Raw genomic sequence first — 26,548 nt, 5'->3', positions numbered from 1 at the left:
CTCCTTATACAGTGCCTTTTTCATACATAGCACGAATTTTTTCTTTCTCTTTTTTGTTGCGTTCTTTATCTGCTAAATGCGCTCTATAATTTGTCACGTTAAATTTAAACCAAACAAGCATAGGAGCAGCGATAAATACTGAACTTATAGTTCCTATGATGATACCTACTATCATAATAATAGAAAATCCATGTATCATATCTCCACCATAGAAAAATAACACCAAAACCGCTAACATAGTCGTGATAGATGTCATAATCGTCCTTGGCAAAGTCATAGAAACAGACTCGTTTATCAGCTGAGTTAGTTTAATTGTTTTGCTCTCTGTCACACTCTCTCTAATTCTATCAAATATGATAATAGTATCATTTAGTGAGTATCCAAGCACTGTCAAAACTGCTGCAAGTGTATCTAAATTTACATCAATGCTAAGCAAACTAATAGCTCCAAGAGTAATGACTACGTCATGGATTTCGCTAAAAATAGCTGCTAATGCAAATCTCCACTCAAACCTCACAGCTATATATAAAAGTATAAGCACAAGCGAAACAGCCACAGCCATGATACCTTTTTCTCTTAGTTCGCTACCGACTTTTGGTCCGACGACATCAACTCTTCTTATCTCAAATTTACCAGTATCAGCTAGCAGATTTGAAACTACTTCACCAGGATTTGAGCCAAGACTATCACTACTTCCAGCATATCTTATAGTAATCTCCTCAGCACTACCAAATTCTGTTACATTTGCATTTTTTAGAGTTTCGTTTGTAGCAAGCTTCGATCTTATTAGTTCAAGTGGGGCATTGCCTTCGTATTTGACTTGTATCAAAGTACCGCCAGAAAAGTCTATACCATAGTTTAGACCTTTTGTAGCAAGCAAAACTATAGAGCCAAAAAATAGCACAAAAGACATAGCAAAAAATATCCATCTTTTGCCCATAAAATCATAAATAGTGCCTTTATCAAATATCTGCATTATGCCGCCTTTCTTATCTTATAGCCAAACCATAAAACTGTATTTTTGCTATTTTCTATTTTTTTAGTTAAAAACTCAAACATACCATGCGTTCCAAGAATCGCTGTAAGCATTGAAGCAATAATTCCTATACTCATAGTAACGGCAAAACCTTTAACAGGACCAGTTCCATAAGCATAAAGAGCTGCTGAAGTTATAAGAGTGGTTAAATTTGAATCCACGATCGCACTCATAGCGTTTTCATATCCTCTTTGGATACTCACGCTTACACTTTGACCCTGTTTTAGAAGCTCTCTTATACGCTCATTTATGATGACATTTGCATCGACTGCCATACCTATAGTTAGCAAGATACCAGCCATACCAGGCAGTGTAAGAGTCGCACCAAACAGCGCCATTATAGCAACTAATATAAGGATATTTACTACAAGAGCAATGTTTGCTAAAATTCCAGCCAAACCATAAACTATAACCATAAATAGCACGACCAAAATCGCTCCACCAGCAAGCGCAACCATACTTTGATCTATACTTTGCTGACCAAGGCTTGGTCCGATGCTTCTTTTTTCTAGCATTTTAACAGGAGCCAAAAGCGCGCCACTTCTTAGAGCAATAGCCACGTCGTGAGCCTCTTCTACGCTAAACCCGCCACTTATCTGACCACTTCCGCCACCTATTCTTTCATTTATCACTGGAGCTGAATATACTTTGCCATCAAGCACGATAGCAAGGCGTTTGCCTACATTTGAGCCTGTAAAATCACCAAATATTCTAGCGCCCTCAGCATTGAGAGTGAAATTTATAATAGGAGAGTTTGTTTGATTATCAAAAGCCACTCTAGCATCAACTAGCATACTTCCATCTAAAACTGGAATATCTTTGATAAGATATTTGAAATTTTGATTTTTCACATCTGGATAGATCACATCGCCATAAGCTGCTGCGTCGGCTGCTGATATGCTCTGAGCTTGGTCTTGGCGTTTATCATCAAGAGCCATAAGTTGAAGATGAGCTGCCTTTGCTATAAGATCTTTTGCTCTTTGCTCATCAGCTGCAGTTTTTATACCAGGAAGCTCGACAAGAATGTCTTTTTCGCCTTGTTTTGCTACTGTTGGCTCAGCTAAGCCAAATTGGTCAAGCCTGTTTCTGATAGTCTCTACTGCTTGATCTACTGCGTATTTTTGTGTGTCTATTTTTTCTTGTTCTGTTAGAGTGATTGTGTAGCTTAGGGCATCTTGCTTTACATCAAGACCCTTTATGCTTTTTAGCATTTCATTTATTTTTTTTACATCATCGCCGTCTAAAATAGTGAGTTTTACAGCGTCTGGTTCTATTTTTAAACTATCTACTAAAATATCATTTTTATTTGTAAAATATCTAATACTTGATGCGACTGATTTAACCTTTGAAGCGAGCGCCTCATCAGTTTGTACGCCAAGCAACATATGAAGTCCACCTTGCAAATCTAGACCTAAGCTTATTTTGTGACCACTTTGGCTTTGTAAAAAGCTTGGCATAGAAAAGCCAAGCCCAAATATCAAAGCCAAAATAAAAATAACTAGTCTATAAGTTATTTTACCACTACGCATTTTCGCTGCCGATTTTCTCTAGTTTTTTAGCAACAAAAGCACGGTCAATCCTAACAATTACATCATCATTAAGCTTAACTTTGATAAAATCATCCTCTGGTTTTACCACTTCGCAAACTAGTCCTCCATTTGTAACGATTTTATCGCCTTTTTGGAGTGCTTCGAGCATAGCTTTGTGCTGTTTTTGCTGTTTTTGCTGTGGTCTGATAACCAAAAAGTAAAAAATTGCAAATAGCACAATTAGAGGTAGTAATGAAGTCAGAATATTTCCTTCTTGCATGGATGTCCTTTAGTAAAAAAAATTTAAGTAGTTATTCTACCTTAAATTTTATAATAAATGGCTTTGCCATAGCAACTTTACTATCTTTTTTTATATTTTTATCAATTTTTGAGATTGTAATTCTAAATTATATCGGCTGTTTTTTGGCTATTTTTGGCTTGTATTTACTACTAAATTTAGATAAAAAAACTTGGTTTTGGACTGGATTTTTTGTAGGGATTTTGTGGTTTTATTGGATTAGTTTTAGCCTTGTTTATTATGGTTTTTGGTATCTCATACCTCTTGAAATCATCGCAATTGGGCTTGTTTATGGGCTTTTGTTTTTAATAGCTGGATATTTTAAAAGCCAAATTTTAAGAGCAATTTTGCTTGTGGCTTTAGACTATTTTTATCCGTTTAATTTCAACTGGTTTAATCTAGAATTAATCTTTGTCGGCACTATTTTTAAGCCTTCCATTTGGTCGCTTGGAGCAGTTTTAGCTGGACTTATACTTAGTAAGAAATTTAAATTTGGCTTTGTCATTTTAGCTATTTTAATGCTTTTAAATCTAAATTTAAAGCCAAGCCAGCCAAATTTACTCCCTTTTAGCGTGGAACTTACAAACACGCAAATCGACCAAAACAAAAAATGGGATAAAAAATATACAAGCGACATAATAGAAATGAATATTGGCTTAATCCACAATGCCATAAATAATGGAGCTAAATTTGTCATCTTGCCAGAAACTGCATTTCCGCTATTTTTGGAGCGTCAAAGCGAGCTTTTTGCTTACCTTAAAGAGCTTTCTAAAGATATAACCATACTTACTGGCTCTTTAGGATATGAGAATAAAACTACCTATAATTCGGCGTTTTTGTTTCAAAATGGCAATGTAAAAAGATTCGATAAAGTAGTTTTGGTGCCATTTGGGGAAGAAGTTCCGCTGCCTAAATTTATGGCTGATTTTATCAATAAAATATTTTTTGGTGGAAGCTCTGATTTTAGCTCAGCAAAAAGCGTGAGCCAGTACGAAATAGATGGTATTAAAATAACAAATGCAATCTGCTATGAAGCCTCAAGAGATGAGATTTATGCAAGCAAACCTGAGTTTGTAGTGGCTATCACAAATAATGCGTGGTTTATGCCCTCAACCGAGCCAGTTTTGCAAAAATTGCTTTTAAAATACTACGCTTTTAAGTATCAAACTACCATTTATCACAGTGTAAATGGTAGCAAAAGCGAGATTATAACGCCTTGAATTTAGAGTATAACAAGCTAAGCACAAAAACAAAAGCTTGAGTTATGACTATGATTGCTTGAGTGCTAGCATCACTGTGGAAGCTTGCTAAAATGCCTACAAATGAGCTAAAAATACTTAGCAAAACTGCGTAAATTTGCATAAGCCAAAATCTGCTAGTAAGCAAAAATGCACTCGCTCCAGGAAGTATAAGCATCGCAACCACAAGTATAACTCCAACAGAACTAAATCCAAAAACAACGACAAAACTAAGTATCAAAAGCATTAAATAATAGTATTTTTTGGGGTTTAATCCGACTATATACGCATTTATCTCATCAAAAAACACAGCGTAAAATCTTCTAAAAAGCAAAAAAATCACACCTAAAACAAATGCAAAAATGGTGAGTGAAATTTGCATACTCTCTTTTGTCACGCCAAGTAAATTTCCAAATAAAATTTCATTTATATGGAGTGGGCTATCTACTTTTGAGTACAAAAACAGCCCCAAAGCAAAAAAACTAGTAAAGCAAATCCCTATTATCGCATCGCTTTTTAATCCACTTCGCTCTTTTAAAAACTCAATTAACCACAAGCAGCCAATGCTTGAAAAAAATGCCCCCACGCCAAGCGGAAGCCCCAAAGCATAAGCCACTATCATGCCAGGCATCACCGAATGGCTCATGGCATCCCCAAGCAAAGAGTATGATTTAAGCACCAAAAAACAAGACAAAACAGCACAAACCACACTTATACCAAGTGCCATAAAAAAGGCTATTTGCATAAAATCATAGGTAAATGGCTCTATTAAAAACTCAAACATTTTTAGCCACCTTTAAAAAATGTAAATTTGCGATTTTTAGCCTTTTATATAAAAAACAAACAATAAATATCACGCACTGCGTAAGAACTATCATCGCTGAAGCATAAGTGTCTAAAAAATAGCTGAGATATACTCCAAAAAACCCACTAAAACCACCAAAGAATGCCGCCAAAATAGCCATTTTGTTAAAGCTTTTGCAAATCATAAAAGCACTCGCTCCAGGAGTTATAAGCATCGCAGTAATGAGTATAGCTCCAACAGTTTTTAGGCTAGCAACAGTGCAAAAACAAAGCAACATAAAAAATAAAAGCCTATAAAGCTTGACATTTATCCCAGCAATACTCGCCCCAAGCTCGTCAAAAAATATAAATTTGATCTTTGAAAAGCTCAAAATCATAAAGCCAAATAAAATAGTTATAAGCACTCCAAGCTCAAAAACCTCACCATCATCAAGACTTAAAATATCGCCCAAAAACACACTTTCAAGCTTGATCGGTATAGAAAAAATCGAAACCAAAAATAGGCTCAAAGCAAAAAAGCTAGAAAATACAACCCCGATTATCGTATCAGTCTTAAGCTTCGAGTTTCCAGTGACTAGAGCCATACTACAAAGCGCAAATATCCCACACAAAAAGCTTGAAATCGTATATGAAAAGCTTGTCATATAAGCAATTATAACTCCAGGAGTTACGCTATGAGAAAGAGCGTCAGCCAAAAGCGAGTATGATTTAAGTATCAAAAAACAAGACAAAAACCCGCAAAATGAGCATAAAAATAGGCTCACAAGATGAGCTTTGAGAATATATGAGTAGCTAAAAGGCTCTATTAACCATTCCATCTTGCACCTTTTCATCTACCACGATAAGTGGCTTTTCATCATCGCTTATAAGAGCTATATTGCAGCTCGTATCATCTACTTCAACCTTAAAATATCTCAAACTTCCGCCAAAAACTTTGGTTAAATTTGAAGGCGTTAGAACATCATTTGTAAATCCAGAGGCTAAAACTGTCTTTTTGAGTAAAATCGCTCTGTTGCAATACTGAGCTGCCATGCCAAGATTATGAGTAGAAACAAGTATCAAATACCCATCAGCTCTAAGCTTGATAAGTAAATCAAGTATCATGCTCTCAGTCTTTGCATCAACTCCATTAAATGGCTCATCAAGAAGTATCACTTTAGCCCCGCTCGCTAGTGATCTAGCGATGAATATACGCTTTTTTTGTCCACCACTAAGCTCACCGATTTGCCTATGTCTTAGCTCATACATATCGACTTTTTTCAAGGCCTCAGCGACTGCTTGCGTGTCGTTAAATTTAGGACGCTTGAAAAATCCCATGTGAGCAAACCTACCCATCATCACAAGCTCCCAGACATTGATAGGAAAGTCAAAATCTATCTCTTCGTTTTGCGGAACGTATGCTATAAGGCTTTGTTTTATTGCATCTTTTAAGCTAAAACCACAGATTTTTATCTCGCAACCTTTTGGCTTAATCACGCCCATTATGGATTTAAAAAGCGTACTTTTGCCACTTCCATTTGTGCCGATCAATGCACAAACATTTCCACCCTCAAGGCTGAAATTTACGTCTTCAAGTGCAACTACATTTGCGTATTTGACACTTAAATTTGATACTTCAAGGCTAATTTTTTTCATCGCTATATCCGTTTATTATATTTGTGTAGGTGGTGTCTATGAGATCAATATATGTTTTAACTTTTGCGTCCAAACTATCCACGTAAAGCACTCCACCATATCTAATGCCAGTTTCGTTTGCTACAGTCATGGCTGGCTTTTTACTAATAGTACTTTCGCTAAAAATCACGCTAGCTTTATTATTTACAACCCTATCAATCAAGTTTTTTATCTGTTTTGTAGTGCCTTGCTCATCGCTATTTACACTCCAGATATAAAGCTCTTTAAAGCCGTATTCACTAGCTAAATAACTAAACGCACTTTCGCTACTTACAAGGTATCTTTTTTCTTTTGGGATTGCTTCAAATTTAGACCTAAATTTAGCTTCTATTTTGGCTAGTTTAGCTATATAATCATCAGCATTTTTTGCATAAATCCATGCATTTTGCGGATCACTCTGACTAAGAGCATTTTGTATATTTCTTACATAAATTTGAGCGTTTTTCAAACTCATCCAAGCGTGTGGATTTGGTTTGCCTTTATATGTACCATTTGCAATTAAAATAGGCTCAATGTCATCTGTTAGATTAAAGCTTGGCTTTGATACATTTTGCAAATATTTTGCTATCCAAAGCTCTAAATTTAAGCCATTATACAAAATTATATCTGATTTTTTAGCTTTGATAATGTCTTTTGGCGTAGCTTCATAAGAGTGAATATCAGCTCCAAATTTCGCCAAACATCTTACATTTGCAGCCTCTCCAGCTACGTTTTTTGCCATATCATCTATGATAGTAAATGTCGTTAGCACTTCAAGTTTTTTAGCATTTAGGCTTAAAGCTACGCAAAGTATTAATAAAAAAATGGGTATTAATCTCATAAATCCTCCGATTGTGGAAAATTATACGATAAGTTTCTTTAAATTTAGATAAGTAATTAATAAATTTTATTATTTAATAAAAGATTACCAAATTTGATTTAACTCAAATTTGGTAAAAATGATTTATTTTAGTTTTGAAAATATCTCTACTGCGTCTAGCTTTTCCCATGGGTAGCTTGACACGCCCACTTGTCCACGAGCTGCCACGTCTGCATACAAAAATGTATCATTGCTTGGTTTATCAAGATTAAATTTGTTTGTAATCCATCTTGGAGTAAGAGCGAAGTTTTCGTGTACAAAGGTTGAAAGCTCATCATCGTTTATGCTAGTATTTGTTCCCATACAATCCACACTCACGCTCACTGGCTTTGCCACGCCTATTGCGTAACTTAGCTGAACTATGCACTTTTTAGCAAGCCCACTTGCAACTATATTTTTTGCTATCCATCTTGCTGCGTAAAGCCCGCTTCTATCAACTTTTGTATAGTCTTTACTACTTTGAGCCCCACCGCCTATCGGAGAGTATCCACCAAAGCTATCAACGATGAGTTTTCTACCTGTTAGGCCACTATCATGAAGTGAGCTGTGGTTTACATAGCGTCCAGTTGGATTGATGTAAATGATAGTTTTTTCTTTATTATATAGCTCTTTTGGAAGTCCTGCTTCATCGATTAAGCCTTGTACTAAAGCCCTAACCTCTTCTATTTTCAAGCTCTCAACGCTTGGCGCACTTACTACTATCGTGTGTATAGCAACTGGCTTGCAGCTTTCAAAATTTGCCTTTGTATCATAGTCGATTGTAACTTGAGTTTTGATATCAACGCCTAGTTTGTCTGGATTTTTAAGAGCGTAATCATATACTTTATCACAAAGCATTCTTGCGTAAGTTATAGCTGCTGGCATTAGATTTTCAGTCTCACTTGAAGCAAACCCAAACATAATGCCTTGGTCTCCAGCGCCGATCTCGCCACTGCTTTGATCCACGCCTTGATTGATATCTGGGCTTTGTTGGTTTAAAAATACATCTACTTCGACATCTTCTGGGTGAAGACATTGAGCTCTTGTGAAATATGGATTTCCGTTATATCCTATATTTTTTAGTGTAGTTTTTACTATATCACGGTAATCTTGATGAGTAAAATCTACCTTAGCATTTACCTCACCACCTATAACTATATGTTTTCCAGCGACAAAAACTTCACTCGCAACGCGGCCGTTTGGATCTTTTTTAAGTATCGCATCAACTATACTATCTGCTATAATATCTGCACATTTATCAGGGTGACCTGGACTTACAACTTCACTTGTAAATAGATACATTTAGATTTCCTTTATCAAATTTTCAAAGTTTTAATTTTATCATAAATATTTTAAAATAAAAGTTAAGGCTTAAATCTTTCAAAACAGCCAAATTTAATAGAAATTTAACAACAATACAATTATAATAGTGAAATCTAATTCAATTTAAAGGATTTAAATGAGTATGCTTGAAAAACTCACCAAACGATATACTGATGGAAATTTAATAGTTCAAATTCTATTTGGAATCATTCTTGGAGCTATTTTGGGATTTATAGCTCACAACTACGCTGGCGCTACTCCAGCAGCAAACGCAGCTTCTGTACTTGGAAATTTATTTGTTGGGGCATTAAAAGCTATAGCTCCAGTGCTTGTCTTCGTACTTGTGTCATCTTCTATAGCTTTAAAAGAATTTGGCAGTGGAACTGGGCTTAAAAAAATAATCATTTTATACATCATTGGCACATTTTTAGCTTCGCTTTCAGCTGTCATAGCTAGCTTTATTTTCCCTACGACTTTGGTCTTGCAAAACACAGGTGACGCGATCACTTCAGCTCCAAGTAGTATCATAGAAGTGCTAAAAACTTTAGTATTTAAAATGGTTGATAACCCAGTAAATGCAATTGCAAGTGGAAATTATATAGGGATTTTGACATGGGCTGTGGGTATTGGTTTAGCACTTCGCCACGCTTCAGAGCAGACAAAACAGATGATAAAAGACGCAAGTGCAGCCATAACAAAAGTAGTTAAATTTGTCATTCGTCTAGCTCCATTTGGTATTTTTGGACTAGTTTGCATAAGTGTGGCTCAAACTGGATTTAGCGCACTTGGCGGGTATCTAAAGCTTATAGTAGTTTTGGTTGGAACTATGCTTTTTGTGGGATTTGTGGTAAATGCGATCATAGTTTATCTAGTCACAAAGAAAAATCCATATCCGCTTATCATGACTTGCGTTAAAGAAAGTGCTGTTACTGCGTTTTTCACAAGAAGTAGTGCTGCAAATATCCCTGTAAATATGAACCTTTGTAAAAAGCTAAATTTAGATGAAAAACTCTACTCTATCTCAATCCCACTAGGAGCCACCATAAACATGGCAGGAGCTGCTGTGACAATCGCTGTTTTGGCTCTGAGCGCAGTTAATACTTTGGGAATTCAAATAGGCTTTTTTGACGCACTTTTACTAAGCGTAATCGCAGCTATTGGGGCGTGCGGGGCAAGTGGTGTAGCTGGTGGATCACTTATGCTTATCCCTCTTGCTTGCTCACTTTTTGGTATCAGCAATGATATAGCCATGCAAGTTGTCGCCGTGGGCTTCATTATCGGAGTTATACAAGACTCTGTTGAGACTGCATTAAATAGCTCAACTGACGTGCTTTTTACCGCGATTGCTTCAAAATAATTTTTAACATTCTTTTTCAATGCACCCATAAATTTGGGTGCAATTTCACTTTTATATTTTTTTTGCTATAATTTTACCTTTAACAAAGGATAATTATGCAATGGAATTTAGAAGTTTTTTTTAAAAACACAGATGATTTAGATCTTTTTATATCAAATTTAAAAGAGCAAGTTAGCAAATTTAATGCGTCATATAATGCAAAGCTTCAAAGCCTAAAAAGCTCCGAGTTTTTGGACGCTATAAAAGAGTATGAAGACATAATAACAAGCCTAAATAAAATTATGACTTATGCTTATCTTAATTTTGCCAAAGACACTACAAAAGGCTCATTTTTAGCCAAATATGAGGAAATTTGCACGAAATTAGAAGAAGAAATTCTGTTTTTTATGCTTGAATTTAATGAGATAGATGACGCCAAGCAAGATGAGTTTATAGAGTTTTGCAAGGATTATAGCTATATTTTAAGCCTTAGTAAAAAGCAAAAAGCTCATCAACTAAGCTTCAAAGAAGAAAGAATCTTGCTACGCACTGCAAACACTGGAACAAACGCATTTTCAAGACTATTTGATGAGAGTATGGCAAGGCTTAAATTTCATCTTGATGGCAAAGAGCTTAGCGAAGAAGAGATTCTCTCAAAGCTTAGCGATAGCGATAGGAATGTGCGTAAAAACGCAGCTCTTAGCCTAAGCGTGACGCTAGAGCAAAACCAGCATTTGCTAACTTACATCTACAACATGATAAAAACAGATCTCAAAAATGATTGCGAACTTCGTGGATATGAGCTTCCTGAAAGCAGCCGACACCAAAGCAATCAAATAGAAAAAAGCAGCGTCGATGCACTTATCAAAGCAAGCGAAAATAGCTTTGATTTAGTGAGTAAATTTTATGATAAAAAACGCCAAATTTTAGGGCTTGAAAAGCTATATGATTACGATAGATACGCTCCGATAAACGGGGATAGTGAGTTTAGCTGGGACGAGGCGAAAGATATAGTGCTAAAAGCTTTTGGCGAGTTTAGCCCTGAGTTTGCAAATCTAGCCAAAAGAGCATTTGATGAGAACTGGTGCGATGTCTTTCCAGCCCCAAACAAGCAAAGCGGAGCATTTTCTCACTCAGCAGTAAGCCAGGTGCATCCATTTGTTTTGCTAAATTTCACCAACAAAAGGCGAGATGTTTTCACAGTGGCTCACGAGCTTGGACACTCTATTCATCAGCATCTTAGCTACAGTGTCGGCACTCTAAACTCAGACACACCACTCACCACCGCTGAGACTGCTTCGGTGTTTTGCGAAATGCTAGTTTTTGAATATATCAAAAACAAAACACCAAAAAATGAGCTAGCTGGACTTCTTGCTGGCAAGCTAGAAGACATATTTGCTACTCTTTATCGCCAGATAAATTTCACCACATTTGAAAGGCTAGTTCACGCTCACGATGGAGAGATTTCAAGCGATGAACTAAACCAAATTTGGATGCAAGAGTCCAAAAAAATGTTTGGCGATAGCCTGATTTTAAATGATTATTACAAAATTTGGTGGAGCTACATACCGCACTTTATCCACTCGCCATTTTACTGCTACGCTTATAGTTACGCTCAGCTTCTCGTTTTAGCTCTTTTTGGGCTATACAAAAGTGGCAAATGCGAAAACTTCGTCCAAATTTACACTAAATTTTTAAGTCTTGGCGGAAGCAAAAGTCCAAAAGAAATGGTAGAAATGTTTGGATTTGATATCAATCAAGAGGAATTTTGGCAAATAGGAATAGGCGAAGTCAAAAAATTAGTAGATGAATTTATACAAATTTAAGGAGAGAAAATGCTTGAAAATATCTTGAAAGACGATAGCTTTTGTACATTAATGAAGATGCACGTTTATGAGTGTTTGGAGTATGTTTTGCAAAAAAATGCTGAGTTTTCTGTGCTTGTAAATTTAAAATATACCAAATTTACTCCAGATTTGCCAGCGCATATAAAAGATAGTTTCAAGTCTCCAGTTATACTTTTCACACTTGGTGGATATACTTTGCAAAGTGCGAATTTAAGCCAAAACGAGCTAAGCTTTGAAGCTGGTTTTGGAAGTGAAAATTTTGCTAGCTTAGTTGAAGTTCCACTTGGTGCGATAGTTCAAATTTTAGTTAGTGAAAGTCCGATTTTGATAAATTTTTCAGAGTACAAAGAAGATGCAAGCAAGGTTAGAACAGAAAAATCTAAAAATATTTTTATGTCTAACCCAAACAATAAGACTATTTTTAAGAAAAAAGATTGAGTTTCATAGAGCCTATTCTATCGACGATTTCTTCATTTTCATTCAAGCTAGCAACATATAAAGTTCTTATGATTTTTATATTTTCTAGCTCAATTAAAAATATTTGACCATTTTTTAGCTCTTCTTCTATCATAAATTTAGGCAAAAATGCCAAATATTCTCTTGTTTTGTTGTTTAAGATAGCAGCTTTTACAGCCACGGATCCATCAAGAGAATACGCCGTATTGAGATCGTCATAGTTTATGCCAAACTGATCGAAATATGAGTTTATAAAATTCTTTGTTTTATCTTTTATAAATCTATGTTTTTCTAAATCATTAGCATTTAAAGAGCCAGTAAATTCATGATTTGCTACAAGAACTATCTCGTATTCTAAAAGCTTTTTAAAGACTAGCTGATCGTTGTAAATCCTCTCGCCCATCAAACAAAAATCGCATCTTCTATCTAATAAATATGATAATAAATTATTATTATCTGTAATTTTAACATTAAGATTGCTATCAACTGCGTCGCAAATTTTATCAAGCATCATAGGCAAAATAGTATCACCTATCAAAGAGTTTGTCGCCACCACCATAGGCGTTTTTTCGTCTTTTATATGGCTTGCTTGCTCCTTAAATCTAAACATCGAACCCTCAAATTTAAGGCATAGTTTATAAAATTTTTCGCCCTCTTTTGTCAGGATAATTCCGTTTTTCTTTCTCATTATAAGAGTTGCTTGCAATGTCTCTTCTAGCTTTTTGATTTGTAAAGTAACAGCTGGTTGAGATACACCTAAAACTTTTGATGCCTTAGAAAAACTTCTTTCTCTAACAATAGCCATAAAAGTATAAATTTTATTAAAATCGCTAACCATAAATTTCCCTTTGTGTAATGTGTCCGCTAATAATTATAATAATATAATCTAAATTTATTTTTAAATTTAATTTTTTTTGTAATTATCATAACAATATGTAAATTTGTGTTTATTTAAGTAACACAATCTAACTCGCTTCTAACATTTCAATACAAAATTTGTAACAAAAATTCCATTAAAAACTTTAAAAGTTTTAATATGTTATAATCAATAATAAATTAAATAAAGCGATATTGATGAATTTACTAGACTCCTTAAATCCTAGCCAAAAAACAGCCGCGTCGCATATCGATGGTCCTATGCTTATCTTAGCTGGAGCTGGAAGTGGAAAGACAAAAACCATAACCACTCGCCTAGCATATCTCATAAGCGAAGTCGGCATAGATCCTCTAAATACACTTACTTTAACCTTTACTAATAAAGCCGCTAGCACGATGAAAGCAAGGGCGTTATCTATGCTAAAAGCAGACATAAGCTCAGCTCCACTGCTTTGCACCTTTCACAAATTTGGACTTTTGTTTTTGAAATTTTATATCAGCGAACTTGGTAGAAAAAATAACTTCGTCATCATCGACACAGATGATAAAAAAAAGATTATAAAAGACTTTGAGATAGACGTCCAAACCTCAATCATATCAAATGAAATCTCAAAATACAAAAATATGCTTTTAAGCGTAGATGACGTCATAAACAGCTCCAAGCTAAACACCGCCAGCAAATCAGCGCAGGTAAATTACGAAAAAATAGCAAAAGCCTATAAGCTTTATGAAGAGTATTTAGAAGCAAATAATCTAGTAGATTTTGACGATCTTTTGGCTCTTACTTATAAAATTTTAGAAAACAACGAAACTCTAGCTCGCGAAATCTCAAACCGCTACCAATATATAATGGTAGATGAGTATCAAGATACAAATGATTTGCAATATAAGCTTTTAAGAAAGCTCTGTTTTTGCCACCAAAATTTAGTAGTCGTGGGCGATGACGACCAAAGTATTTATGGCTGGCGTGGTGCAAAAATAGAAAATATACTAAATTTCAAAGATCAATTTGACAATGTCAAAGTCATCAAACTAGAAGAAAACTACCGCTCCACTCCAAGCATACTAAAAGCCGCAAATGAGCTGATAGATCACAACAGATCGAGGCTTGGTAAAGAGCTAAAAAGCACAAAAAAAGATAGTAATCCAGTAAAAATCATAGAAAACGGCGATGAAAACATAGAAGCCAGAGTCATAGCAGATCAAATTTCAAAACTACTAAATAGCGGCGTAAAAGCCGATGAAATAGCTATATTATACAGGATAAATGCACTTTCAAGAAGCCTTGAAGATGGTTTAAACAAAGCCAGAATCCCGTATAAAATGGTAGGTGGCGTTAAATTCTACGAAAGAATGGAGATAAAAGATTTAATAAGCTATTTAAGGCTAGTTTTAAATCCAAATGATGATTTTTCTCTAAACCGTATAATAAACCGCCCAAAACGTGGTCTTGGCAAAGTCAGCATCGCAAAACTTGAAAAATTTGCTTACGAAAACAAAACATCAATCTACAACGCCATTTATATGATGGATGATGACATTGTAGGCAAAAAATCCCGTGCCGTGCTTCTAAATTTCGCCAACGATTTAAAAGATTTAAAAGACAAACCAATATATGATTTATTAAGCAGTCTAGAAAAGGCTTTTGGTATAAGAGCGCATTACGAAGCTTTGCCAGATGGTGTAGAAAGAGTAGCAAACATCGATGAGTTTTATGGACTTATAAAAGATCAGATTTTAAACACACCTGATTTTGATATAGATGAGTTTTTAAACGAGTTAGCCCTCCAAAGCGAGCAAGATAGGATAAGCGATGATGCGATTTCTATAATGAGCGTTCATGCTAGCAAAGGACTTGAGTTTGAGCATCTTTTTGTCATAGGGCTTGAGGAGGGATTTTTTCCTCTTATTGGCGATGGTAGCGACATCGAAGAAGAAAGACGCCTCGCTTACGTCGCCATTACGAGAGCAAAAACTGGCTTAAGCTTGTCATTTGCCAACTCAAGATTTTACAAAGGTCAAAGAACAAGACTAAATAAATCAAGATTTTTAAGCGAGGCTGGACTTTGCGAAGGCTCACTTAGGATAGAATCAAGCAATGAATTTAAAAAAGGGGATTTGGTAAAACATAAAATTTTTGGCATTGGAAGAGTGCTTGATAGCACCAAAATAAAAGCTGAATTTAAGCTCAAAATCAACTTCGGCGGCAATATAAAAGAGATAATGTCAAGCTTCGTAGAAAAAGTAGTATGAAAAACGAAATAAACCGCATATTTGTCGCCAAAAAACCAGCCATGATGTCTAGCAACCACTTTTTAGGCAGATTAAAACGCAAATATAATGTCAAAAAAGCTGGATTTTCTGGCACGCTTGATCCATTTGCTAGTGGAGTTTTGGTTATTGCTTTTGGGAATTACACAAGGCTATTTAACTACCTTTGCAAAGCCCCAAAAACCTACCAAGCCACGCTTTGGCTAGGAGCTAGTTCACCAAGCCTTGATAATGAAAATATAAGCCAAGTTGAGATTTTAAAGCCATTTGTCAATGAAAGCATTGAGATAGCAAGAAGCTCACTTCTTGGAGAGATTTCATACACGCCACCTAAATTTAGTGCCAAAAAAATTGACGGCGTAAGGGCCTACACTCTTGCAAGGGCTGGAAGCGAGTTTGAGATGAAGCAAAGCACTATGCAAATTTATGATGCCAAAATCCTAAACTACTCGCACCCATTTTTGAGCTTTGAAATAACAGTCAGCGAGGGAAGTTATATCAGATCTTGGGCAAATTTATTTGCTAAAAAATTAGGTGTAAATGGCACTCTAAGCGCACTTTGCAGGATGAAAGAAGGCAAGTTTGTCTATGAAGATGAAAAGGCTTTAAACCCGCTTGAATATCTAAATTTAGAGCAAAATGAGTATTTTGGAAGCAAGGAAAATATAAAAGATGGCAAAAAACTAGCCATAGCAGATTTTAAAATCCAAAAAGATGGCAAATATTTGCTTGTTTTTGATGAGTTTTTTAGCATCGTTGAGCTAAAAGACGAAGCAGTAACGTATTGTTTAAATAAGGTAGAATTATGTTAATATTAACTAGAAAAGATAATGAAAGTATAAAAATCGCAGATAATATAGAGATAAAAATCATACAAACGACAAAAAACGGTGTCAAAATCGGCATCGAAGCACCCAAAAATGTGATGATTTTACGTGGCGAACTAGCTGATGAGATAGCAAACACAAACCTCCAAGCTAGTAAAATAGATAGCAAATCCATAGATGAACTTAGCAAAAAGCTTCTAAAATGAAATCTTACGCCAAGATAAATATTTTTTTAAAAATTACTGGTTTTAGGGGGAATTATCACGAGATAAGTTCACGTTTTGTGCTTTTTAAAGCTCTTTTTGATGAGATTAATTTTATCAAAAGACAAAGCGATGAGCTGATTTTGGGTGATAAAATAGAAAATAATATTATTTTTAAAGCCAAATTTGAGCTTGAAAATTTAGGCTTTAAAAACGAGATTGATGAGTTTTTTAAACTAAATCAAATAAATCTAATCAAAAATATCCCTATGGGCGGTGGGCTTGGTGGCGGAAGTAGCAATGCTGCGGCGTTTTTAAATATGGTAAATGATGAGTTAAATTTAGGCATAAAACCCCAAAAACTAATGCAAATAGCTAAAAATATAGGAGCTGATGTTAGCTTTTTTGTTAGCAAATTTGATAGTGCAAATGTATCAGGGATCGGCGAGATTGTGAGTGAATTTGATGATGATTTGCCAGATATTAAGCTCATTACAAGCCCTATTTTTTGCTCTACTCCAGCTGTTTTTGCCAAATTTAGATCAAGCTTTTGCGGATTTGACTTAGACTTAGCCAGGAACTTAGAAAAACTAAGCTCAAAAGAGATTTTAACTAGCTTTAAAAACTATGAGCTAAACGATCTTTTAAAGCCTTGCTTGGAGTTATATCCAAATTTAGAAGTCCAAGATAACGAGTTTTTAAGTGGAAGCGGAAGCACCAAATTTAGCCTTGTTTAACCTAAATTTGCACAATAATTTAACTCAAATTTATCAATTATTTTGCACTTTTTAGATATAATCACACAATTTAGTAAGAAGAGTAAATTTATGTCAAAAGACCTAGCAAAAAATAAAAAAGCATTCCATGATTACACTATTTTAGAGACGTTTGAAGCAGGAATCTGCCTAAAAGGTAGCGAAGTAAAAGCTCTAAGAGCTGGCAGAGCAAATCTCAAAGATAGCTTTGTTCGTATCACAAGAGGTGAGCTGTTTTTGCTAAATGCGCACATAAGCTACCTTGAGACTACAAACTCACACTTCAAACCAGACGAAAGAGCCCCTAGAAAGCTTCTCATGCACAGACGCCAGATAGACAAACTACTCGGTCAAGTCAGCACCGAAGGGCTAACTCTTGTTGCTTTAAGTATGTATTTAAGCAACAAAAACATAGTAAAAGTTAGCGTCGCACTCGCAAAAGGTAAAAATCTGCACGACAAGAGAGAGACACTCAAAAAACGTGAAGCAGATCTTGAAGCAAGAGCCGCGATGAAAAGATACACATAAAAAATAACTAAATTTAAAGGAAAAATATGAAAAAAATCATCTTAGCACTTAGTTTTTGTATGTTAGTTTTAGTTGGTTGTGGAAGCAGCGAAGAAGAAGCAACTACTTCATTTAAGCCATATAATACAGGCGATGAAATAGAGCTAACTAGCATCGTGGGTACAAAGGCGACTTTGATTAGAGAACAAAACGGCTTCAAGCTCAAAGGTAGTGACAAAATTGTGATGTTTGATATATTTGGCACGTATTGCCCTCCTTGCCAAAAAGAAGCCCCGCACCTTATGGATTATCAGCTAAAAAATAGCGATGATTTTATGATTATCGGTCTTATTCACTTTGAAAAAGTCAGCGACAAAGACATCATAGAAAACTTCTCCAAAAAATATAACGCTTATTATTTCATCACCAACTCAGACTCAAATCCACGTTTGATAGAGCAAATTTTAAGCGATATCGACTATAAAAGAGCCTTGCAACTCCCATTTAAAGTCGTGTTAAAAAATGGAGTTTATCAAGTCTTAACTGACACTTTAGGTATGTCACAAACTAACAAATTTTACCTTGGAGAGATAACAACAAACGTCATAAGCAAGGACATCTCTAGGATAAAAAGTGCAAACTAAAAAATCTTCCCAAACGAAGATAAAAATCAAGGATTTTAAACCAAATTTATTTAAAGTCCTACTTTTAAACGATGATGTTACGACGATGGATTTTGTCGTAATGATCCTCATAAATGTATTTAACAAAAACCAAGATGAGGCTATAAATTTAATGCTTAAAATCCACGAGCTAGGAAGCGCAGTTTGTGGAATTTATACAAAAGATATAGCCCAAACCAAGCAAATGGAAGTCATAAATTTAGCTAAAAAATTTGGCTTCCCACTAAAATGTATTTTAAAAGAAGAATAATGCTAGAACAAAGTCTTACAAAAGCACTCAAAGATGCTTCACAACTCGCAATGTCAAAATCCCACGAATATATCGGCGTGGAGCATATATTATACTGCCTAACCTCTGATAAGGATTTTTTAAAAAGGCTTGATGAGCTTGGAATAAGCGATCATGAAGCTCTAAAAAACGATATTTTATCCTTGCTTGATCAGTTTCCAAAAACCGATACTCAAAAAGCACCGATTTTGACTTATAAACTCAGCGAAATCCTAAGCAATATCGCAAACGAAGCCTCATTTGACCAAGATGATTTTTTAGACGAAATACTAAATGACAAAGAATCCACATCTTACGAAATACTCAAATTTCATGGTTTAAAAGATGATGAGAACGATGATTTTGACTATTTTGCATCAAATTTAAACGAACTAGCAAAAAATGGCAAACTAGACCCAGTCATCGGTAGAGTTGATGAGATTCAAAAGGCTTTTGAGATTTTAAGTCGCCATAAAAAAAATAATCCCATATTTGTCGGTGAAGCTGGAGTTGGCAAAACTGCCATAGTCCACGCTCTAGCCCAAAAGATAGTTCAAGCAGACGTGCCAGATAGACTAAAAGACAGCGTGATATATTCGCTTGATATAAGCTCACTGATCGCTGGAGCAAAGTACCGTGGGGAGTTTGAAGAAAGGCTAAAGCAGATTATAGATAGGCTCACACAAAATCCAAATTATATAATATTTATCGATGAAATTCACTCTATTATGAACGCAAATAGCTCAAACGACAGTGGCTTAGACGTCGCTAGTATCATCAAACCATATCTCACAAACGGTCAAATCAGACTGATTGGCGCGACCACATATAGCGAGTTTAGAAACTTCAACAAAGATAAAGCCTTGCTTAGAAGATTTAATAAAATCGATGTTGGCGAGCCGAACTTCGATGAGTGCTTTTTGATTTTAAAAGGGCTTAAAAAGACTTACGAAAACTTCCACAGTGTCACTTATAGCGATGAGATTTTGCGTCTTAGTATAGAACTTGCCAAAAGATATTTGAGTGATAAATTCCTTCCAGATAGCGCTATAGACATCATTGACGAAGCTGGAGCTAAGCTTAGCTTAGAGGCAAGCGGTAAAAAAGCGGTAAAAAAAGAGCTGATTTATGAGATAGTTTCAAAAATAGCAAATGTGGCAAATTTAAACCAAAATATAGACAATAAAAATATTTTAAAAAATTTAGCTCCAAATTTAAAATCTAAAATTTATGGTCAAGATGAAGCCATAAACGCCCTAAATGACACACTTATAAGCTCTTACGCTGGGCTTAATGAGCCAAACCGCCCTATTGGAGTTTTTCTTTTTACAGGAAGTAGCGGCGTGGGTAAAAGTGAGCTAGCCCTTGAACTTGCAAACACACTAAACGTGCATTTTGAACGCTTCGATATGAGCGAATATATGGAAAAACACGCAGTTAGCAAGCTCATTGGCTCGCCTCCAGGATATGTGGGGTTTGAAAACGGCGGACTTCTTACAAACACCATCAAAAACCACCCATATAGCGTGATTTTGTTTGATGAGATAGAAAAGGCAAATGATGAGCTTATAAACATCTTTTTGCAGATATTTGACAACGCAAGCCTGAGCGATGCGACTGGAAATAAGAGTGATTTTAAAAACACAATCATCGTTATGACCTCAAATTTAGGCACAAAAGAAGCCAACACAATGGGGTTTAAAAAAGACGCCAGCGACAAAACCGAACGCGCTGTGAAGGGATTTTTTAGCTCGGAGTTTAGAAATAGAATAGACAAAATCATCAGATTTAATGATCTAAACAAGGAAATTTTAGAAAAAATAGTTCTAAAAGAGATTAAAAATTTAGAAGTTCAAAGCAAAAATTTGAGTATAAATTTAGACAAAAATGCCATAAATGAGCTTATAAATTTGGGCTACAATACCGAATTTGGTGCTAGAAATTTAAAACGCGTGATAAAAGATAAATTAAATAATCCAATTGCAAAAGAGATTTTATTTGGCAAACTAAAAAACGGGGGTAATGTCAAAATCAGCTTTTGTGAAGAGTTTAAATTTGAGTTCGAAGGTAAAAAATGAAAATATTTTTAATCTTATTATTTGGCTTTGTGGCTATATTTGCAAACAACTTTACTGGAAAATTCATATACGGCGCGAATAAAAACTATAAAGTTTATATCCATGACTTTGGTGCAAACAACCTTACAAAAAGCTGCGGCGGAGAGGATATTGATGAAATCACAGACCTTGATAGCTTTGTTTTATACGTCGGAGATAAAAAATATATAGGAAGCAAGCAAGGTAGCCAAATCACATTTTCGCCTATTGCCATAGCCTCGTACAATGACAAAAATATAACCCTAAAAATGCTAGTAAAAAGCGTAGTTTTGCCTATTTTAAGGGATGAGAATATTTCAGTTCTTAGCCATTATGATAGCGACACTTGCTTCATCAAAAGCAAATTTGACAGCCAAAATGATACTCTAATCTTGCAGCCAAACTCCAACTACTCATCGCTAAGCTACATCAAATATATCGATGAAAATCTAACCACATATCAAAATTTAATATCAAATTATAATGGCGTTCACCCTATTTTTACAACTGTAAATAAAGTGGTTAATCATGACGGCACTCCGCACGATTTAAGTCAAATTTATGATCTAAATAGCACTGAGTTATTAGCAAATTTAAAGTCAAAAATCTTAAATAATTTCAAACAAGACAACCCTGCAACGGGTGATGATGAGGCAAAATCTATGTTTTTTGATTTTGACACAATCAGTTTTACAGAAAACTTCGCATTTGAAGCCGAGGGCATCACATTTTATTATCCAGGCTGCGAAATACTGCCTTGTATAAATGGCGGAATAAGCGTGTTTTTTAGTTTTTCAGAGCTTAGCAGGTACAAAAAGCAGTGATTTATAAGTTCCCAAATCCTAAATTTGCACCCAAAAATGCCCCTTTAGCCTTTGGTGGAAGCTTAGAGCCAAACGCCCTAATATCAGCATATAAAAAAGGCATATTTCCTTGGTTTATGGAGGGTGAGAGCATTCTTTGGTGGTCGCCAGATCCAAGAGCTGTATTTTACCCAAAAGATATCAAAAAACACAAAAGTATAAAGCCATTTTTCAAGCGTTACGTGGTAAAATTCGACCACGATTTTGGCTCTTTGATAAAGCTTTGCAAAGAGCACAGGCAAAATCACGAGCCAACTTGGATAAGCAATGACATCGTAAGCTCATACACAAAACTCCATGAGCTAGGATACGCTCACAGCGTGGAAGTTTATGAAAATGATGAGTTAATCGGCGGGCTTTATGGACTGATTTTTGGTAAGGTATTTTGCGGCGAAAGTATGATAAGCACAAAACCAAATGCTTCAAAAGTCGCTCTTATCACGCTTTGCGAAGTGCTTAGTAAATTTGATTTTTTGATAGATGCTCAAGTGATGAACGAGCATTTGAGATTTATGGGTGCAATAAATTTAAAACGAGATAGATTTTTAGATGAATTAAACAAAAAAATTAATCAAAATTCAGGATTTAATTCATTTAAAGAGCTGATTTAGGCAGATTTTGGAATAAAATTTGCTTAAATAAAAGTATCTAAAAATATAGAGAAGTATCTTCTAGATATTTTTAGGGTTGTGAGTCACGAGCAAATGAGACGGGCTTTGTGCCCCGTCGCAGTGAAGCAAGTGACAAAACTCCCTAAAAATAGCAGAAGAGACGAGCTAAATAAAGGAGAAAAGATGTTTGCAGGCTTCCAAACAAGCAAATCAAAACAACTAGTCAATGCAGCGCTTGAAGGCAGAGTTCTTCGCCAACAAATCATCGCTGGCAATATAGCAAATATCGATACTCCATTTTACAAGGCAAAAGATGTAGATTTTGAATCTGCTTTGATTGCTAAAAAAAATGAAATTTATGGTGTAAAAACTGAGCCTAAATTTGAGCTTGCAGTTACAAACGAAAAGCATTTTGCCTCGCTAGACTTTCCAAGTGCTAAAAACTCAACAGTGTATTTAAGAGATGGCCACATGGCAAGGAACGATGGCAATACAGTTGATTTAGATGTCGAAACAACCGAGCTTAGCAAAAACTCTATAATGGTGCAAGCTCTAGATGGTGCGAGCAAAAAACAAGGCGATATATTTAAAAGCGTAATAGACGCTAGTGGTAAAATTTAAGGATAAAACGTGGCATATTTAAGTGATTTTGATATAAGTGGTTATGGTTTGAGCGCTCAACGCTTCCGTATGAACGTAATTAGCTCAAATATCGCAAACGCAAACACAACAAGAACAGCAGAAGGCGGACCATATAGAAGACGTGAAGTTGTTTTCAAAGCTATTGATTTTACAAGTGAGCTAAACAACGCACTAAACTCAAAAACTGATTTCTTGCAAAACGAAAATCCACTTGATGATCCAGATGCTCCACAGTTTCCAAAACCAGCTCTAAGCAGCGTTATAGTCGATAAAGTAGTAAGGGATGATAGCGATTTTAGACTCAAATACGACCCAAGCCACCCAGATGCAAACGCAAAGGGCTATGTAATGCTGCCAAACATTAATCCAGTTATAGAAATGGCCGATTTAGTAGAAGCTACAAGAGCGTATCAAGCAAACGTTTCAGCATTTCAAAGTGCTAAAAATATAGCAAATAGTGCAATAGAGTTATTAAAAGGATAATTATGAATATCTCAGAAATATCAAATTTAAATCAAACTGAACAAACTAAAAAAAGCCAAGAACAAAGCGGAAGTGGTTTTTCTGATATGTTGAATAAAGCCTTAAGCGACTTAAACGACACTCAAGTAAAAGCCGATAAAGCAGTAGCCGACCTAGCCACTGGCGAGGTTACAGACTTGCACCAAGCAGCCATCGCTATAGGCAAAGCAGAAACAAGCATGAAACTAATGCTAGAAATCAGAAATAAAGCCATAAGCGCATATAAAGAAATCTCAAGAACTCAACTCTAATGAATGAACGCCACAGCCAAGACAAGGTTTATGTCATATATGGCTTTATAATCCTTGGAGTTATTCTATTTTTGTCTGTAATTTTTTATAGAGTGTTTTTAGACAGACACTTACCAAAGCTCCAAAGTAGCGATTTTGACAGTGCTTTAAGAGGATCTATCATCACAAAAGATGGTTTTAGCATAGCAAATAGCCAAAAACTCTATAAAGCTATGGTCGATACTAGAAATATAGATCCAAACAAAAAAGAGCTATTTATCAGATTATACACACTTTACAGTGGTGACGATCCCAAAAAAATCAGAAAAATCCTAAATAAAAAAGGCATAGTAACGCTATCTTATGAAATCGATGCCAAAGGTGCAGCGTATCTTAAAGAGCTAGCTAGAAAACTATATAGAAAAAAAGTTTTTGTCCCATATGAAGATCCAAAAACTGGCATAGTCACAACTCAAGGTATGAGTATAGTAGAAAGTGGCGAAAAACGCATATATATGGCTGAAGATACGCTCACGCCTACCATAGGATACATCAAAAAGATAGAAAAAGACGGCATCACAAAAGTCGAGGGTGTAAAAGGTATAGAACAAGTCTATGATAATCTACTCTCTTCTACTCAAGATGCCATTATAAAAGGCCCAAGAGATCTTTCAAATACTATTATTCTTTCAGGCGACGCTGACCTTTCTAAAAGGATAGACGGATATAATGTCGTTTTAAACACTCCACTAAAACTACAAAAAATCCTAGAAAAAATGGCAAACGAAAGAATGCAAGATCTCATAGCAAAAGAGGTTGTCATAGGCATAATGGATAGTAAAACTGGCAAGATTTTATCGCTAGTTTCTACTTCAAGATATAATCCATCAAATATCACAAGAAGAGACTATCAAGCACTAAATTCAACCGCAAGCGAGTATGCTTATGAGGTAGGCTCTGTTATGAAGCCATTTATATTTTCACTACTTCTAAAAGAAAATAAAGTCAATCCACTAGAAATCATAAATATTTACGGCGGCAAGTATAAACTTGGCAAAAGAATCATCACAGATAGCCATAAAAACGACTTTTTAAGTGCAGAAGATGTCATAGTAGAATCATCAAACATAGGTATGATACAAATCGTTGATAGGCTAAACGAAACAGACCTTTACAACGGACTTTTGGACTTTGGTTTTTCTAAAAAAACTGGCATTGATCTAAGCTATGAGCAAGTTGGACTTATACCTTATATGAGCGAGCTTAGGAACAAGACTTATAAAGCAACTTTGAGCTATGGATACGGATTGCAAGTCACATTCATGCAGCTACTAACTGCGTATAACGCCATAAACAATAACGGAGTCATGATAACCCCACAAATCGCAAGCCATTTGGAAAAATACGGGAAAGCTTACAGTATAAAAGAGCAAGAAAAAAGAGTAGTTTTGCCTATAGAAACAGCCAAAACTATGAAAAGAATCCTTATAAAAGTCGTAGAAAGCGACAAGGGAACAGCTAGAAAAACAAAAATCGATGGTCTTAGTATAGGTGGCAAAACAGGAACAGCTCATATAGCAACAAGTGGCGGATATAGCGACAAACTTTACAACGCAAGCTTTTTTGGTTTTGCTAGCGACCCAAAAGGCAATAACTACACAATAGGCGTTTTGGTTAGAGAGCCTATGAAGCCTTATCCATATTATTTCGCATCTTGGAGTGCTTTGCCTGTCTTTAAAAACACGGTGGAGCTTCTCATAGAAAATGGCTATCTAATCCCAGCTCCAACCAAACCAAAAGCAGTTCAAAATAAACAAGAAGATGAAAGAGTTATATTAGATTAAACTAATTATAAATTTAGCAAATTTATCACTATCGTTTGGTGCTTTTACCACTTCATAGTACTCAAATTTATTCTCATTTGCCACGTGTCTATACTCGATATCAAGCTCAAAATCAGTCTCAGAATTATCAATGCAAAAGCTAATCGGATAGATTAAAGCCCTTTTGCTATCTAGTTTTGGCAAAACTTCGCTTAAATTTGGTCCAAGCCACTCCACAGGCCCAAGACGTGATTGATAAGCCAAGCTGATTGAATTAAATTTAACACCAGCATTTTTTAGGCTATTTGCCAAAATTTCAACGTGAGCATTTGTATGCTTCTCGTACAAATCACCTTTTTCGATAATTTTTTTAGGCAAGGAATGAGATGAAAATACAAGGTCTATCTTGCTAGAATCAAGCCCACTGACTTTATTTTTAATATTTTCTACGATTATATCATTGTAGCTTTGATTTTCATAAAAATACTCTACAGTTTTTATAGCAGCTTTTAGTCCAAGCTTCTTTATAGCAGCATTTGCACTATCTAGGCTTGATACTATAGTCGTACTAGAATGATGTGGATAAAGTGGGAATAAGACTATTTCTTTAGCGTCTCTATACTTAGAAAATACCTCATTTGCAAATGGCGGAGTGTAGTTCATAACATAATCAAATATCAAATTTTCGTTGCCATAAGTTTTGTTTAGCTTTTCCACAAGCGATCTAGTAAGATCTCCAATTGGTGATTTTCCACCAAGTGCTACATAGTTTTTAGTAGCGCTTTTTACTCTCATTTTGGTTATCATCCACGCTACAAATGATCTCAAAGTTTTGTTTTTTATACCTAAAATATATGGGTCATTAAACATATTTTTTAAGAAAACTTCAACTTGGCTTAGATTGTCAGCCCCACCCATATTTAGGAGCAATACTACTTTTTTATCCATTAAATTTAACCTTTTTATTTTTATTTTACATATATTTTTTTAAC

Annotated in this window: 28 protein-coding genes; 18 read left to right on the top strand and 10 right to left on the bottom strand. The window is 35.3% G+C overall.

What is annotated here, in order from left to right:
* Positions 1-4: 4 nt before the first annotated feature.
* The 3 genes from secF to yajC are packed head-to-tail and all read right to left on the bottom strand — an operon-like array spanning position 5 to position 2,845.
* A complete protein-coding gene (secF, locus tag CIG1485E_RS03915; protein ID WP_038453934.1) occupies positions 5-976 on the bottom strand; it encodes a protein translocase subunit SecF in 972 nt (323 codons plus the stop codon).
* The gene (secD, locus tag CIG1485E_RS03910; protein ID WP_038453929.1) at positions 976-2,565 is read right to left on the bottom strand and encodes a protein translocase subunit SecD; all 1,590 of its coding nucleotides are present in this window, start codon (positions 2,563-2,565) and stop codon (positions 976-978) included. The genes secF and secD overlap by 1 nt, the downstream gene beginning before the upstream one ends.
* Positions 2,558-2,845, bottom strand: coding sequence for a preprotein translocase subunit YajC (yajC, locus tag CIG1485E_RS03905; RefSeq protein WP_038453927.1), 288 nt, complete (start codon positions 2,843-2,845; stop codon positions 2,558-2,560). The genes secD and yajC overlap by 8 nt, the downstream gene beginning before the upstream one ends.
* On the opposite strand from yajC, the gene CIG1485E_RS03900 reads away from it, so the two are divergent.
* Positions 2,818-4,083: an apolipoprotein N-acyltransferase gene (locus CIG1485E_RS03900; RefSeq protein WP_051870914.1), complete on the top strand. Its 1,266-nt coding sequence runs from the start codon at positions 2,818-2,820 to the stop codon at positions 4,081-4,083. The genes yajC and CIG1485E_RS03900 overlap by 28 nt on opposite strands.
* Here CIG1485E_RS03900 and CIG1485E_RS03895 read toward each other — a convergent pair.
* The 5 genes from CIG1485E_RS03895 to metK all read right to left on the bottom strand — a co-directional run bounded on the left by CIG1485E_RS03895 (position 4,070) and on the right by metK (position 8,719).
* Positions 4,070-4,885, bottom strand: coding sequence for a metal ABC transporter permease (locus tag CIG1485E_RS03895; protein WP_038453922.1), 816 nt, complete (start codon positions 4,883-4,885; stop codon positions 4,070-4,072). The genes CIG1485E_RS03900 and CIG1485E_RS03895 overlap by 14 nt on opposite strands.
* Positions 4,878-5,723: a metal ABC transporter permease gene (locus CIG1485E_RS03890; RefSeq protein ID WP_051870913.1), complete on the bottom strand. Its 846-nt coding sequence runs from the start codon at positions 5,721-5,723 to the stop codon at positions 4,878-4,880. The genes CIG1485E_RS03895 and CIG1485E_RS03890 overlap by 8 nt, the downstream gene beginning before the upstream one ends.
* On the bottom strand, positions 5,698-6,540 hold the full coding sequence (locus CIG1485E_RS03885; protein WP_038453919.1) for a metal ABC transporter ATP-binding protein: 843 nt from the start codon (positions 6,538-6,540) through the stop codon (positions 5,698-5,700). Before CIG1485E_RS03885 ends, CIG1485E_RS03890 begins: the two co-directional genes overlap by 26 nt.
* Positions 6,527-7,399, bottom strand: coding sequence for a metal ABC transporter solute-binding protein, Zn/Mn family (locus CIG1485E_RS03880; RefSeq protein ID WP_038453916.1), 873 nt, complete (start codon positions 7,397-7,399; stop codon positions 6,527-6,529). Before CIG1485E_RS03880 ends, CIG1485E_RS03885 begins: the two co-directional genes overlap by 14 nt.
* A gap of 123 nt (positions 7,400-7,522) precedes the next feature.
* Entirely contained in the window at positions 7,523-8,719 is a 1,197-nt protein-coding gene (gene metK, locus CIG1485E_RS03875; RefSeq protein ID WP_038453912.1) for a methionine adenosyltransferase, read from the bottom strand.
* A gap of 157 nt (positions 8,720-8,876) precedes the next feature.
* Here metK and sstT point away from each other — a divergent pair, with 157 nt between their 5' ends.
* From sstT to CIG1485E_RS03860, 3 genes are all read left to right on the top strand, one after another.
* Positions 8,877-10,097 carry a serine/threonine transporter SstT gene (gene sstT / locus CIG1485E_RS03870; RefSeq protein WP_038453907.1) on the top strand — a complete coding sequence of 407 codons (1,221 nt, stop codon included), beginning with the start codon at positions 8,877-8,879 and terminating at the stop codon, positions 10,095-10,097.
* A gap of 92 nt (positions 10,098-10,189) precedes the next feature.
* Positions 10,190-11,902 (top strand): M3 family oligoendopeptidase, encoded by a 1,713-nt coding sequence (locus CIG1485E_RS03865; protein ID WP_144242169.1) that lies wholly within the window; start codon positions 10,190-10,192, stop codon positions 11,900-11,902.
* A 9-nt stretch (positions 11,903-11,911) separates the two neighbouring features.
* Positions 11,912-12,361 carry a hypothetical protein gene (locus CIG1485E_RS03860; RefSeq protein WP_038453897.1) on the top strand — a complete coding sequence of 150 codons (450 nt, stop codon included), beginning with the start codon at positions 11,912-11,914 and terminating at the stop codon, positions 12,359-12,361.
* On the opposite strand, the gene CIG1485E_RS03855 is transcribed toward CIG1485E_RS03860, so the two are convergent.
* The gene (locus CIG1485E_RS03855; protein WP_038453893.1) at positions 12,345-13,217 is read right to left on the bottom strand and encodes a LysR family transcriptional regulator; all 873 of its coding nucleotides are present in this window, start codon (positions 13,215-13,217) and stop codon (positions 12,345-12,347) included. The genes CIG1485E_RS03860 and CIG1485E_RS03855 overlap by 17 nt on opposite strands.
* 233 nt (positions 13,218-13,450) lie before the next feature.
* Between CIG1485E_RS03855 and CIG1485E_RS03850 the strand changes: the two genes are divergently transcribed.
* The 14 genes from CIG1485E_RS03850 (at position 13,451) to CIG1485E_RS03785 (ending at position 25,577) form a co-directional block, all read left to right on the top strand.
* On the top strand, positions 13,451-15,508 hold the full coding sequence (locus CIG1485E_RS03850) for an ATP-dependent helicase (RefSeq protein WP_081867133.1): 2,058 nt from the start codon (positions 13,451-13,453) through the stop codon (positions 15,506-15,508).
* Positions 15,509-15,516: 8 nt separating this feature from the next.
* Positions 15,517-16,338, top strand: a complete 822-nt coding sequence (truB, locus tag CIG1485E_RS03845; RefSeq protein WP_038455559.1) for a tRNA pseudouridine(55) synthase TruB — start codon at positions 15,517-15,519, stop codon at positions 16,336-16,338.
* Complete coding sequence (gene csrA / locus CIG1485E_RS03840; RefSeq protein ID WP_038453885.1) at positions 16,332-16,559, top strand: carbon storage regulator CsrA; 228 nt, start codon at positions 16,332-16,334, stop codon at positions 16,557-16,559. Before truB ends, csrA begins: the two co-directional genes overlap by 7 nt.
* Positions 16,556-17,293 (top strand): 4-(cytidine 5'-diphospho)-2-C-methyl-D-erythritol kinase, encoded by a 738-nt coding sequence (locus tag CIG1485E_RS03835; protein WP_038453881.1) that lies wholly within the window; start codon positions 16,556-16,558, stop codon positions 17,291-17,293. Before csrA ends, CIG1485E_RS03835 begins: the two co-directional genes overlap by 4 nt.
* 60 nt (positions 17,294-17,353) lie before the next feature.
* The gene (gene smpB / locus CIG1485E_RS03830; RefSeq protein ID WP_257721061.1) at positions 17,354-17,839 is read left to right on the top strand and encodes an SsrA-binding protein SmpB; all 486 of its coding nucleotides are present in this window, start codon (positions 17,354-17,356) and stop codon (positions 17,837-17,839) included.
* Positions 17,840-17,865: 26 nt separating this feature from the next.
* On the top strand, positions 17,866-18,462 hold the full coding sequence (locus CIG1485E_RS03825; protein ID WP_038453875.1) for a thioredoxin domain-containing protein: 597 nt from the start codon (positions 17,866-17,868) through the stop codon (positions 18,460-18,462).
* Complete coding sequence (locus CIG1485E_RS03820) at positions 18,452-18,751, top strand: ATP-dependent Clp protease adaptor ClpS (RefSeq protein WP_038453872.1); 300 nt, start codon at positions 18,452-18,454, stop codon at positions 18,749-18,751. The genes CIG1485E_RS03825 and CIG1485E_RS03820 overlap by 11 nt, the downstream gene beginning before the upstream one ends.
* On the top strand, positions 18,751-20,847 hold the full coding sequence (locus tag CIG1485E_RS03815; RefSeq protein ID WP_038453869.1) for an AAA family ATPase: 2,097 nt from the start codon (positions 18,751-18,753) through the stop codon (positions 20,845-20,847). The genes CIG1485E_RS03820 and CIG1485E_RS03815 overlap by 1 nt, the downstream gene beginning before the upstream one ends.
* A complete protein-coding gene (locus tag CIG1485E_RS03810) occupies positions 20,844-21,689 on the top strand; it encodes an RsiV family protein (RefSeq protein ID WP_038453866.1) in 846 nt (281 codons plus the stop codon). The genes CIG1485E_RS03815 and CIG1485E_RS03810 overlap by 4 nt, the downstream gene beginning before the upstream one ends.
* Complete coding sequence (gene aat, locus CIG1485E_RS03805) at positions 21,686-22,339, top strand: leucyl/phenylalanyl-tRNA--protein transferase (RefSeq protein ID WP_038453861.1); 654 nt, start codon at positions 21,686-21,688, stop codon at positions 22,337-22,339. The genes CIG1485E_RS03810 and aat overlap by 4 nt, the downstream gene beginning before the upstream one ends.
* A 183-nt stretch (positions 22,340-22,522) precedes the next feature.
* On the top strand, positions 22,523-22,960 hold the full coding sequence (flgB, locus tag CIG1485E_RS03800; protein WP_038453856.1) for a flagellar basal body rod protein FlgB: 438 nt from the start codon (positions 22,523-22,525) through the stop codon (positions 22,958-22,960).
* Positions 22,961-22,969: 9 nt separating this feature from the next.
* On the top strand, positions 22,970-23,464 hold the full coding sequence (gene flgC, locus CIG1485E_RS03795) for a flagellar basal body rod protein FlgC (RefSeq protein WP_038453853.1): 495 nt from the start codon (positions 22,970-22,972) through the stop codon (positions 23,462-23,464).
* Between the two features lie 2 nt (positions 23,465-23,466).
* Positions 23,467-23,754: a flagellar hook-basal body complex protein FliE gene (gene fliE / locus CIG1485E_RS03790; RefSeq protein ID WP_038453850.1), complete on the top strand. Its 288-nt coding sequence runs from the start codon at positions 23,467-23,469 to the stop codon at positions 23,752-23,754.
* Positions 23,754-25,577: a peptidoglycan D,D-transpeptidase FtsI family protein gene (locus CIG1485E_RS03785; protein WP_038453847.1), complete on the top strand. Its 1,824-nt coding sequence runs from the start codon at positions 23,754-23,756 to the stop codon at positions 25,575-25,577. The genes fliE and CIG1485E_RS03785 overlap by 1 nt, the downstream gene beginning before the upstream one ends.
* On the opposite strand, the gene hemH is transcribed toward CIG1485E_RS03785, so the two are convergent.
* Positions 25,569-26,504 (bottom strand): ferrochelatase, encoded by a 936-nt coding sequence (hemH, locus tag CIG1485E_RS03780; RefSeq protein WP_038453844.1) that lies wholly within the window; start codon positions 26,502-26,504, stop codon positions 25,569-25,571. The two genes, CIG1485E_RS03785 and hemH, sit on opposite strands and share 9 nt — an antisense overlap.
* Positions 26,505-26,548 lie beyond the last annotated feature (44 nt).

The sequence above is a fragment of the Campylobacter iguaniorum genome (assembly GCF_000736415.1).
GTDB lineage: Bacteria > Campylobacterota > Campylobacteria > Campylobacterales > Campylobacteraceae > Campylobacter > Campylobacter iguaniorum.
This window is presented reverse-complemented; position numbering and strand designations above follow the sequence as displayed.